Here is a 9,977-nt window from a genome sequence, read left to right on the forward strand (position 1 = left end):
GGACGCGACGGCGCGCTGCGTCAGCCGCCCAACAGCGCACCCAGCATGCGCTGCGGATCCGCCATGAACTCACGCGTGACGCGGAAATGCTCGGTCTCTTCATAGGCCACGCGGCGCACGCCGTCGGCGGTGCACTGGTAGATCCAGGCGTCGGGGTAGGCCATCAGCAGCGGCGAGTGCGTGGCGATGACGAACTGCGAGCCGGCTTTGGTCAGCTCATGCAGGCGGGCCAGCGCGGCGAGCTGGCGTTGCGGGGACAGCGCGGCCTCGGGTTCGTCCAGCAGGTAGAGGCCGCGGGCGCCGAAGCGCTGGTTGAGCAGCGCGAGGAAGGATTCGCCGTGCGACTGCTCGTGCAGCGACTTGCCGCCATAGCCGTTGATGATGGGCGGACCGCCCGGCGCGGCGTCCAGGTTTTCGATCTCGGTGGCCACATTGAAGAAGCTCTCCGCGCGCAGGAAGAAGCCGTCACGCGGCTGCTTGTAGCCCTTGGCCACGCGCAGGTATTCATGCAGCTCGGAATGCGACAGCCGCGTGCCGAAGTTGAAGTTCTTGCTGCCGCCCTCCGCGTTGAAGCCCATGGACACCGCCAGCGCCTCCAGCAGCGTCGACTTGCCGGAGCCGTTCTCGCCGACGAGGAAGGTGACCTTGGGGTGCATCTCCAGCTTGTCCAGCGTGCGCACCGCGGGCAGGTTGAAGGGGTAGCGGTCGAAGGACGCGATCTTGTCGCGTTGGAGGGTGAGGTGGAGGATGAATTGGGTGGTGAGCATGTCAGGCGCTCAGCTCGCTGCTACCGGCTACCAAACTCGCGAATCACCTCAATGAGGCCGACGATGTTGGCGTTGAGTTCATCCAGCCGCCCGGCCGGCACCCACCACTCCGTGTGAAGTCCTCCACCCACCTGCTGAACCTCGAATTGCGCCATGAACGCTGACCGAACCTGAAAACGTGTGACGCAGCCATAGCCGCTGGCGGGCACGTTCCAATCACGCGCAATCTGGGCGGCATAGGCTTCGTTGGTGACCGGGTAGAAGATCGGCTGATCAGGCAGCCGAGGCGGCCAAGCCTTGGAGCCGGATTGCTCCACGAGGGCCAGCTCAAATGGGCCGGTCGGCCGGTAGAGGGTGATGGTGCTGTCGTCCATCGGCAAAGTATGCCGAAGTGGTGCGAGGTTGCAGGAGTGGCGTCTTCGGCCTGCCCATGCCGGGATTTGCCTTCGGCGAAACCAGCGGTTTTCGCCCCGGCGGGCGAGTCACTTTGGCTTCGCCGAAACCTTCGGTTTTCTAGGCCGCCAGAAAGTAGGCAAAGAGCTCCCCCCGACCGCCCCGCCCTTCGCTTCGCTTCGGGTTCCCTGCGCTGCTAAAGGAGGCAAGAGGAATACCTCCATCGGTCGGCTGCTGGATTTGGTTGTTGGCTGTTTGGGGGCCTCGCCTTCTATACCGCCGAGAAGCGCTGAAACCAGGGGCGCGAGCGAAGCAAGCTTCAAGCTCTAATTTCGCACCCCTTTTGCCACGGCGCCAACACCACCGCAAAAAAGGTGGCCGAATTTGCGTTGTGGAGCTTGAGCAGGATGAGCGCGATCTCAGCGCCGCTGAACCGCGGACCGGCGCCTCAAGATGCAATGATGATGGAGAAGAAAGTCTCCATCGGCGCGTTGTAGAGCTTGAGGAGCAGCGTGTTGCGCCCCGCTTGCAGGTGCACCCGCACACGGCCTTCGACGAGAGCGGCGGTCGCCATGCCGGGAAGGCCAGAGTAGTGCTGCTGGTACCAGGGCTTGATGCCATTGCCGCCGACCCACACCAACTCATCGTTGAGCCACAGCTTGGTGTCGTCGTCGGCGCCGATGTCCAGCCAGACGTCCATGTCGCGGTCAACGCGGACCTCGGTGGCGGCGTAGTAAATGGCGTATTCCTCCCACGGGTCTGGCACAAAGGGGTAGGTTGGGCTCTGCTGCGGCCGCCAGCCGACGAGGCCATGCTTGCCGGCATAGACGGCATCCAGGTCGACGGCGATCTCGGGCGGCTGAACGATGTCCATGAGGTCCCGCCTGTTCGGGGCCGGGAAAGGGCCGATGACGTTCCAGCGGTCCAGGTAGATGCGGTTGGCGTAAGGGCCACCCGGGCCGAAGCGGCGCCCCGCGGCGAAACGCACCTTGGCGGGGTCGATCTGCGCTGTCTCTGCGGCGGCGTCGTAATCGCGCCTGTAGTTCGTGCCACCACGTTGCCACCCCGGGGGGCCTTCGCCGCCGACGCCCCTGCCGCTGTTCCCACCGCCCGCCGCACCCCCGGCTCCCGCCGGACCGGCCACGCGCACGCCCTCTCGTTCGCGCTGCTCCCGCGCATGCCGGCGCTGGATTGCGTCGCGCGCCCGGCCCTCCAGCTGCGCCAGGGCCTGGGCGGCGTCGCGCGGCGCGGGCTTCGCCCGCTTCCAGTCTTCCAGCCGCACTTGGGCCGCGGCCTCTTCGAGGCTGATCTTCAACAGCCGCGCCAGCTCCTTGATGCGAGCCTTGCGCTCGGTCTCCTCCAGGCGATTCGTCAGTGCCTCGGCGCGCTCCAGCGGACTGCTGGCGGCGCTGTCGGGCAGCTCGGCACCGGCCTGCTTGCCCAGCTGCTCCAGCCGTTTCAGGTGTCGCTGGATTTGCTCGCGCTGCGCTTTCCTCAGCGTCGCCTCGGAGCGGGCCGCCTCCTGCGCACGCTGCGCCTGCACGGCGACTTGCGGGCCCAGCAGCCAGAGCCCGCTGGCCAGGAACACGTGCAATGCCACCGAGCCGACAAAGAAACGATGCCGGACCGCCCAGTCCAGCGGGTCGAAGCCAGCCACACCGCCCCGCTTCATGGCCGGGTGTGCAGCGACACCTGGGTCAGCCCCTCGAACTGGCACAGGTCCAACACGTGGACGATGTGCTGGTAGGGGGTGCGGCGGTCGCCGTCCAGGCGGATGGGCCGCGCGGGGTTTTTCGTCGCCTCGTCGCGCAGCCGGTCGTGCAGGGCCTGCAGTGACAGCTTGTGCTTGTCGATGTAGACGGCGCCCTGGGCGTCGATGGTCAGCACCAACGGCTCGGTAGGCGCGGCCTCGGCTCTGACGAGGCTGGCCTGCGAGGCCGGCAGAAGGATGGGGATGTCCTTCTCCTTCTTCTTGTCGTCCTGCTGCTTGAAGGACGTGGCCACCATGAAGAACATCAGCAGAAAGAAGATGCAGTCGATCAGCGCGATCAGGCCGATCTCGGGCTCTTCGTCGTGACCCAGGTCAATGCGCATCGCGGGCGGCCTCGGGCTGGATCAGCACCTCGTCAAACACGCGGTTGACCTCGCGCTCCAGCGCCAGGCCGATCAGCGTCAGCCGATGCTTGAAGAAGTGGTGCATGCCCAGCGCAGGTAGCGCCACCGACAGGCCCGCCGCCGTGTTGACCAGCGCCTTGKAGATGCCGCTGGCCAGCACGGCCGGGTCTCCCAGGCCGCCCGCAAAGGCGATGGCGTGGAAGGCCTCGATCATCCCGACCACGGTGCCCAGCAGGCCGACGATGGGCGCGATGGTGGCCACCACGGCCAGCGGGTAGGCGCGCTGCTGCTGCTCGCGCAGCGCGAGCGAGGCGATGTCGCCCGCGCGGGTCGAGAGCGCCGCCGTATCTGCCCGGCGATGCTGCACCAAGTAGGCCAGCACGCGCGCGAGGGCGCTGGGCCGCTGACTCAGCTGCGCCTGCACGCCGGCCATGTCGCCGGCCTTCCACAGCGGCAGCACAGCATCCACCAGCCCCGACGGCGCCAGGCGGCTGGCACGCAAGCGCGTCAGCCGCTCCAGCGTCACCGCCACGGCCAGCACCGACAGTGCCGCTATCACCCAGATGCCGGTGCCGCCGTGGGCGAGCTCGTTGGCCAGGTTGAGCGGCTGGGACTGGGCCAGTGCGGGAGGCGCTGCTGCCAGCAGCCAGAGCAAGGACGTGCGTCGCATGGGCAACCCCCTCACGCCACCGCCGCCACCGCATCCACCACCACCCGCCCATCCAGCAGCCGCAGCGTCCGCGACGCCTGCGCCGCGTGCTCCAGCGAGTGGGTCACCATCACCAGCGTCGTGCCGTCCTGGTTCAGCTCTCGCAGGATGCGCATGACCTCGGCCCCGTGCGCACTGTCCAGGTTGCCGGTCGGTTCGTCGGCGAGCAGCAGCGCCGGCCGCGCCGCAATCGCCCGCGCGATGGCGACCCGCTGTTGCTGACCGCCGCTCAACTGGCTCGGGCGATGCCCGGCGCGGTGGGTCAAGCCCAGCCGCTCCATCACCTCCACCACCCGCGCACGGCGCTCGCGTGCCGGCAGCTCACCGTACTCCAGCGCCAGCGCGATGTTCTCGGCCACGCTCAGGTCGTCTATGAGGTTGAAGCTCTGGAAGACGAAGCCGATGCGGCCGCGGCGCAGCGTGTTGAGCTGCTTCTCGTTCCAGCCCGCCACGTTGTGCCCGTCGAACCAGTACTCGCCACCGCTCGGAGCGTCCAGCAGGCCCAGGATGCCCAGCAGCGTGGACTTGCCGCAGCCCGATGGGCCGGTGATGGCAAGGTATTCGCCGGCCTCGATGTCGAGGTCGATGCGGTCCAGCGCCGTGGTCTCGATGTCGCCGGTGTGGAAGGTCTTGGTGAGATGACGGAGTTTGAACATATGGGGCTCAGTGAATGTCGAGGGCAGAGGCGCCGGTGAGGGCGCGATAAGGGGAGACGACAACCTGCTCGCCGGGCCGCAGGCCGCCCAGCACTTCGATGACGCCATCGGCGCGGCGGCCGAGTTGAAGGGCACGCCGCTCGGCATGGCTGCCGCTGGCGTCGAGCACAAAGGCCCAGGCGCCGCCGGTGTCGGCGTAGAAACCGCCATCGGGCAGCAGCAGCGCCTGGCTGCTCTGGCCCAGCGTGAGGCGCACGTCCAGGCCCTGGCCGACCTGCAGCGCGGGCGGGTCGGCGTCGAAGCTCAGCTCGACGCTGAAGCGGCCGTCCTTGACCTGCGGATCGATGCGCGCGACATGCAGTGCGTGGTCGCGCCCCTCGTGCGTGAGCAGCGCGGCCAGGCCTTCGCGCACGCGGCCGAGGTGGAATTCGTCCAGGCGCAGGTCCAGCTTGAAGCGGCCCAGGCTGTCCAGCCTCGCGATGCGCGTGCCGCTGCGCACGCTCTCGCCGACCTGCAGCGTCAGGCCGGTCACGCGGCCCGCCACCGGCGCGCGCACGGCCAGGCCTTCGCTGGCGGTGCGCATCGCGTCCAGCCGCTTGTTGAGGTCGGCCACGGCGCGCTGCATGGCCTGCACGGACTGCTCGCGCACCGCCAACTCCTCGCGGCCGTCGGCCTGCTGCTGGGCGAACAGGCGCTCGGCCATGGACAGCTTGTCGGCCGAGTCCTCCAGCGCCGACGGCGACAGAAAGCCCGTGCCGGCCAGCTCGCGGTTGCGCTGGTGCAGGCGGCGCACGCGCTCCAGCTCGAACTGGCTCTCCGTCAGCGTGCGGCGCTGCAGGGCCTGGGCCTGCATCCACGCGGCGCGCAGCGTCGAGAAGTTGGCGAGCTGCTGCGCGGCCTCGCTTGAGCGTGCCATCAGCTCCTGGGCGCGCTGGGTGCTGTTCAGCACGACGAGCAGCTGGCCCGCCTCGACACGGGCGCCGTCCTTCACCAACACCTGCTCGACGCGGCCGTCCTCGGTGGCGTCCAGCAGCACGGACTGCAGCGGCTGCGCCATGGCGCGGCCGACGACGACGTCGCGGAAGGCGCCGGTCTTGGCGGCGGCGATCTCCACATCGGCCCGCGCCACCGGCACACCGCGCGGCCAGTAGCGCACCAGCAGCAAGGCCATGGCCAGCGCGGCGACGACGGCCAACGCAATCAGGCCATAGCGGCGCGGCAGCACCACGCGGCGGTCCATCGCGGCGCCGGAGGACAGCACAGCGCTCATCAGCCGCGCAACGCCTGAAGCGGCCGCAGCGCCAGCGCCGCGCGCAGGTGCCGCGCCACGGCCAGCGCAGTGACCACCGTCAGCAGCGCGACCGACGCCAGCAACACCCACAGCGACCCGGGCCCCACCGGCGCGCGCTCGACAAAGCCGCTCAGGTAGAACTGCGTGAGCCACGCCGCCACGGGCAGCGCGACGACGCAGGCCGCCACCAGCACGCCGGCGAACTCCATCGCCAGCAGCCGCGTCACCGCTCCCGCGCCCGCGCCGTGCAGCTTGCGCAGCACGATCTCGCGCTCGCGGCGGCGCAGCGTGTAGGCGGCCAGCGCGTAGATGCCCACGGCCGCCAGCAGCAGGGCCAGCGCGCCGGTGACGCCGATCAGCTTGCCGATGCGCATGTCCTCCGCCATCGTGCGCGCCTGGTGCTCGCGCACCGACAGCACCTGCGCCTGCGCGGCCGGCAGCATGTCGTTGACGAGGGCGGCCAACTTGCGGCGCGTCTCGGCGGGGTCGCGGCTGTGCACGCTGATGACGCCGGTGCCGTGCTCGACGACGGGGATCAGGATGAGCGGCGAGCGCGGCAGGCGCGGGCGGTCGAAGCGCATGTCGTCGACGACGGCGACGATGGTCACCGGCAGGCCGCTGCGGAATTCCTTGATCACGCCCACCGTCTGGCCAATGGCGGCCTCGGGGCTGGCAAAGCCCAGCGCCGCCGCCGCGCTGCGGTCCAGCACCGCAGCGTTCTGCGCCACCTCGACGCGGTGGTCCGCCGACAGCTGGCCGGCCAGCAGGCGCACGCCGTACAGCTTCAGCCAGCCGGGCGTGAACTCGACGCCAGTGCGCAGGTCCGCGGATCGGCCGTTGGGGCCGTGGAACTGCGAGAACCACTTGCTTTCGTCGCGGCCCGGCACGTCGGACGACGCCGCCGCGACGATGACCTCGGGCCAGCCTTGGATGCGCGCCAGCAGCGACTGCACCTGCGCAGGCATCGTCTCCGGCGGCAGGTCCACGGCGATGCGGTCGGCGATCTCGAAGCCGCGCGGCAGGTCGGCCACGTGCTGCGTCTGCCAGGCCACGGTGAGGGCCAGCGCGGCGAACAGCGCGGCGGCGCCGAACTGCGCCGTCGTCATCACGCGGCGCAGCCAGCGGCTGGCGGCACCCTCGCTGTGGCTGCGGCCGGCCAACGATTCGGCGGGCCGCACGCGCAGTGCGATGCGGGTCAGCGGCAGCGCGCTCAAGGCCGCGATGGCAACGCACAGCGCCACCGCCAGTGTCACCATGACGGGCGACAGCACCGGCGTGTCGAAGCTGTGCTGCATCAGCACCGACACCGCCGGCGTGGCCCACCAGGCCAGCAGCATGCCCAGCACACCGGCCAGCCCCGCCACGGCCAGCGCCTCGACGAAGAACTGCACGCCCAGGGCCGGCGCGCTGGCGCCGAGCGACTTGCGCAGGCCGATCTCGCGCTGGCGCTTGAGCGTGCGCACGCTCCACAGGTTGATGAAGTTGATGACGGCCAGCGCCAGCACGCCGGCCGCCGCGGCGGCCAGGCTGCCCAGCCGCAGGCGGCGGTCGGGGCTGCCGGCACCGTGCAGGCCGATGTCCAGCACCGGCAGCGCGCGCAAGTAGGCCCACCAGCCGCCGCCCTTCAGGAAGTCGGCCGGCATGGCGGACGGCACCGGCTGCTTCTCGAACAGCCGCTGGGCGAGATCACCGACCTGGGATGCCGTGGCGCCGGGCTTCAGCCGCGCGTAAAGCGCGCCGTTGCCCCAGCTCCACATCGCGTAGCGGTCGACATAGGCCTTGGCGGCCGGCGCGTTGAAGCCGGCGATGGCGTCGTAGATCAGCGTGGAATTCAAGCTGGGCGAGGGTATGACGGCCATGACGGTCAGCGTGAGCGTCAGCGTGCGTGCCTTGCCGGGTTCGCCTTCCACCGTGGTGGTGACCGTCATGGGCCGGCCGACGACGTTGGTCGCGCCGAACAGCTGGTTGGCCCCCTTCTCCGTCAACGCCACGCCGTCGGGCGAGGTCAGCGCGGCGCGCAGGTCGCCGGCGATGGGCCGGATGCCGAACAGCGACTCGATGTCGGGGTCGGCGAGGATGGACGCCAGCCGGGCATGGTGCTGGGCGCCCTGCGCGTCGACCGCGCTCATCAGCAGCGGGAAATGGATGACTCGGCTCATCTCCGCCACCGGCGCGCCGGTGTCGCGCAGCGCGCGGCTCAGCGGCGTGGCGGGCACATAGCCATACCACTCGCTCGTGCTGCCGCCGGGCTGGCGCACCTTCCACTCGAAGGCGACGAGGCGCTCAGCCTCGGGCAGGTGGGCGTCGGGCCACAGCGTGTCGCGCAGGAAGCTGGCGGTCAGCAGCGTCAGCGCCAGGCCCAGCGCCAGGCCGGCGATGACGAGGGCGGCCGGGCCGGGTTCGCCGCGCAGCTGGCGCCAGGCGCCGCGCCAGAGGGTGGAGGAGGTGAGCAGGGTCATGGCCTGCCTTTGTGCAAGAGGCGGGCCAGCGCGTTTTGCCCGGGAAACCGGGCTTTTCGGCGCCTGAGCGTCCACTTGCGGACACCGGCACTGTCCGGTTCCGGACACCGCCTTGCCCGGCCCCCTCGCCGCACTTAGAGTCGCGCCCTCTCATGAGCGGCATCCTCATCCTCGACGACGACCCCGACGTGGCCCTGGCCGCGCGGCTGGCGCTGCGCAAGCTGGGTTCGGTGGTCGTGCGCAACGACCCGCTCGACTTGGCCGCAGCGCTAGACGAGATCGCCCCCGACGTGCTGCTGCTGGACATGAACTTCACGCCTGGTGCCAGCGACGGCGCGGCGGGGCTGGCGCTGCTGCGCGAGGTCGTCTCTCGTCGGGACGCGCCGGCCGTCGTCGTCATGACGGCCTATGCCGAAGTCGAGCTGGCCGTGCAGGCGCTGAAGGCCGGCGCCGTGGACTTCATCACCAAGCCCTGGGCCAATGAGCGGCTCGTCGCCTGCGTGCAGGCCGCGCTGGCCCGCCGCGCGCCCGCGCCCGTGGTGGGCGAGCTGCTGGGGGACTCGGCCGCGATGCAATCGCTGCGCGCACAGATCGCGCAGGTGGGCGCCAGCGAGGCCAGCGTGCTCATCCTGGGCGAGAACGGCGTCGGCAAAGAGCTGGTGGCGCGCGCCCTGCACCGGGCCTCGCCGCGTGCGACCGGGCCGCTGCTGGCCGTTGACATGGGCTCGCTGCCCGAGGCGCTGGTGGAGAGCGAGCTGTTCGGCCACCGGCGCGGCAGCTTCACCGATGCACGCGAGTCGCGCCCGGGTCGCTTCGTAGCGGCGGCGGGTGGCACGCTGTTGCTCGACGAGATCGGCAACCTGCCGCTGGCCAGCCAAGCCAAGCTGCTGGCCGCGCTGGAGCGCCGCGAGGTGACGCCGCTGGGCAGCGACAAGCCCGTGGCTGTCGACGTGCGCGTGCTGGCCGCCACCAACGTGGCCGAGGCCGAGCTGTTCGACGCGCGGCGCTTCCGGCCCGACCTGCTCTACCGCCTCAACACCGTGGTGCTGCGCGTGCCGCCGCTGCGCGAGCGCGGCGCGGGTGACATCGCGCTGCTGCTGAAGCACTACCTAGCGCAGTTCGCCAAGCGTGCCGTCGAACTGACACCCGATGCGCTGGCCCGCCTCAGCGCCTACCGCTGGCCCGGCAATGTGCGCGAGCTGCGCCAGGCCTGCGAGCGCGCGACGCTGTTGGCGCGCGGGCCGGTGTTCACGTTTGCCGACTTCGGCCTGCACGACGTGGCCGCATCCGCGCCTGTTGAACAGGGCCTGGACCTCGCCCAGCGCGAACGCGACGCCGTGCAGGCCGCGCTGACCCAGGCCGACGGCAACATCAGCCAGGCCGCCAAGCTGCTGGGCCTGAGCCGCGCGGCGCTGTACCGGCGGCTGGACAAGCATGGCCTTTGACCGCGCCCGCGCAGTTGGCGCAGCGCTCGTGCTGACCGCGAGTTCGGCCGGCGTAGGCGCGTCGCTCGACTCCCCGCGCCTGCTCGTCGCCTGCGCCTTGGCCGGTCTCATCGCCGCCGCCTTCGGCTGGGCCGCACTGACC

9 protein-coding genes are annotated in these 9,977 nt (G+C 70.5%); 1 reads left to right on the plus strand and 8 read right to left on the minus strand.

Features of this window, described 5'->3' with window-relative positions; genetic code table 11:
• Positions 1-20: 20 nt before the first annotated feature.
• From ACXRVZ_RS20315 to ACXRVZ_RS20350, 8 genes are all read right to left on the minus strand, one after another.
• Complete coding sequence (locus ACXRVZ_RS20315) at positions 21-767, minus strand: AAA family ATPase (protein ID WP_457417626.1); 747 nt, start codon at positions 765-767, stop codon at positions 21-23.
• 20 nt (positions 768-787) lie between these two features.
• Positions 788-1,141 (minus strand): hypothetical protein, encoded by a 354-nt coding sequence (locus ACXRVZ_RS20320; protein ID WP_457417628.1) that lies wholly within the window; start codon positions 1,139-1,141, stop codon positions 788-790.
• 467 nt (positions 1,142-1,608) lie between these two features.
• Positions 1,609-2,832, minus strand: coding sequence for a hypothetical protein (locus tag ACXRVZ_RS20325; RefSeq protein ID WP_457417630.1), 1,224 nt, complete (start codon positions 2,830-2,832; stop codon positions 1,609-1,611).
• Positions 2,829-3,254, minus strand: coding sequence for an ExbD/TolR family protein (locus ACXRVZ_RS20330; RefSeq protein ID WP_457417632.1), 426 nt, complete (start codon positions 3,252-3,254; stop codon positions 2,829-2,831). The genes ACXRVZ_RS20325 and ACXRVZ_RS20330 overlap by 4 nt, the downstream gene beginning before the upstream one ends.
• Positions 3,244-3,945 carry a MotA/TolQ/ExbB proton channel family protein gene (locus tag ACXRVZ_RS20335; RefSeq protein WP_458232760.1) on the minus strand — a complete coding sequence of 234 codons (702 nt, stop codon included), beginning with the start codon at positions 3,943-3,945 and terminating at the stop codon, positions 3,244-3,246. Before ACXRVZ_RS20335 ends, ACXRVZ_RS20330 begins: the two co-directional genes overlap by 11 nt.
• 11 nt (positions 3,946-3,956) lie before the next feature.
• Positions 3,957-4,640: an ABC transporter ATP-binding protein gene (locus ACXRVZ_RS20340; protein WP_457417636.1), complete on the minus strand. Its 684-nt coding sequence runs from the start codon at positions 4,638-4,640 to the stop codon at positions 3,957-3,959.
• A 7-nt stretch (positions 4,641-4,647) separates the two neighbouring features.
• Positions 4,648-5,910 carry an efflux RND transporter periplasmic adaptor subunit gene (locus ACXRVZ_RS20345; RefSeq protein WP_457417638.1) on the minus strand — a complete coding sequence of 421 codons (1,263 nt, stop codon included), beginning with the start codon at positions 5,908-5,910 and terminating at the stop codon, positions 4,648-4,650.
• A complete protein-coding gene (locus ACXRVZ_RS20350; RefSeq protein WP_457417640.1) occupies positions 5,910-8,390 on the minus strand; it encodes an FtsX-like permease family protein in 2,481 nt (826 codons plus the stop codon). Before ACXRVZ_RS20350 ends, ACXRVZ_RS20345 begins: the two co-directional genes overlap by 1 nt.
• Before the next feature lie 152 nt (positions 8,391-8,542).
• Here ACXRVZ_RS20350 and ACXRVZ_RS20355 point away from each other — a divergent pair, with 152 nt between their 5' ends.
• A complete protein-coding gene (locus ACXRVZ_RS20355; RefSeq protein ID WP_457417642.1) occupies positions 8,543-9,835 on the plus strand; it encodes a sigma-54-dependent transcriptional regulator in 1,293 nt (430 codons plus the stop codon).
• Positions 9,836-9,977: the final 142 nt, after the last annotated feature.

Source organism: Roseateles sp. P5_E8 (assembly GCF_054177665.1).

Coding starts and splice junctions, on each gene's coding strand:
- ACXRVZ_RS20340 (WP_457417636.1), bottom strand. CDS start 4,640: ATGTTCAAACTCCGTCATCTCACCAAGACCTTCCACACCGGCGACATC.
- ACXRVZ_RS20350 (WP_457417640.1), bottom strand. CDS start 8,390: ATGACCCTGCTCACCTCCTCCACCCTCTGGCGCGGCGCCTGGCGCCAG.
- ACXRVZ_RS20320 (WP_457417628.1), bottom strand. CDS start 1,141: ATGGACGACAGCACCATCACCCTCTACCGGCCGACCGGCCCATTTGAG.
- ACXRVZ_RS20325 (WP_457417630.1), bottom strand. CDS start 2,832: ATGAAGCGGGGCGGTGTGGCTGGCTTCGACCCGCTGGACTGGGCGGTC.
- ACXRVZ_RS20315 (WP_457417626.1), bottom strand. CDS start 767: ATGCTCACCACCCAATTCATCCTCCACCTCACCCTCCAACGCGACAAG.
- ACXRVZ_RS20330 (WP_457417632.1), bottom strand. CDS start 3,254: ATGCGCATTGACCTGGGTCACGACGAAGAGCCCGAGATCGGCCTGATC.
- ACXRVZ_RS20345 (WP_457417638.1), bottom strand. CDS start 5,910: ATGAGCGCTGTGCTGTCCTCCGGCGCCGCGATGGACCGCCGCGTGGTG.
- ACXRVZ_RS20355 (WP_457417642.1), top strand. CDS start 8,543: ATGAGCGGCATCCTCATCCTCGACGACGACCCCGACGTGGCCCTGGCC.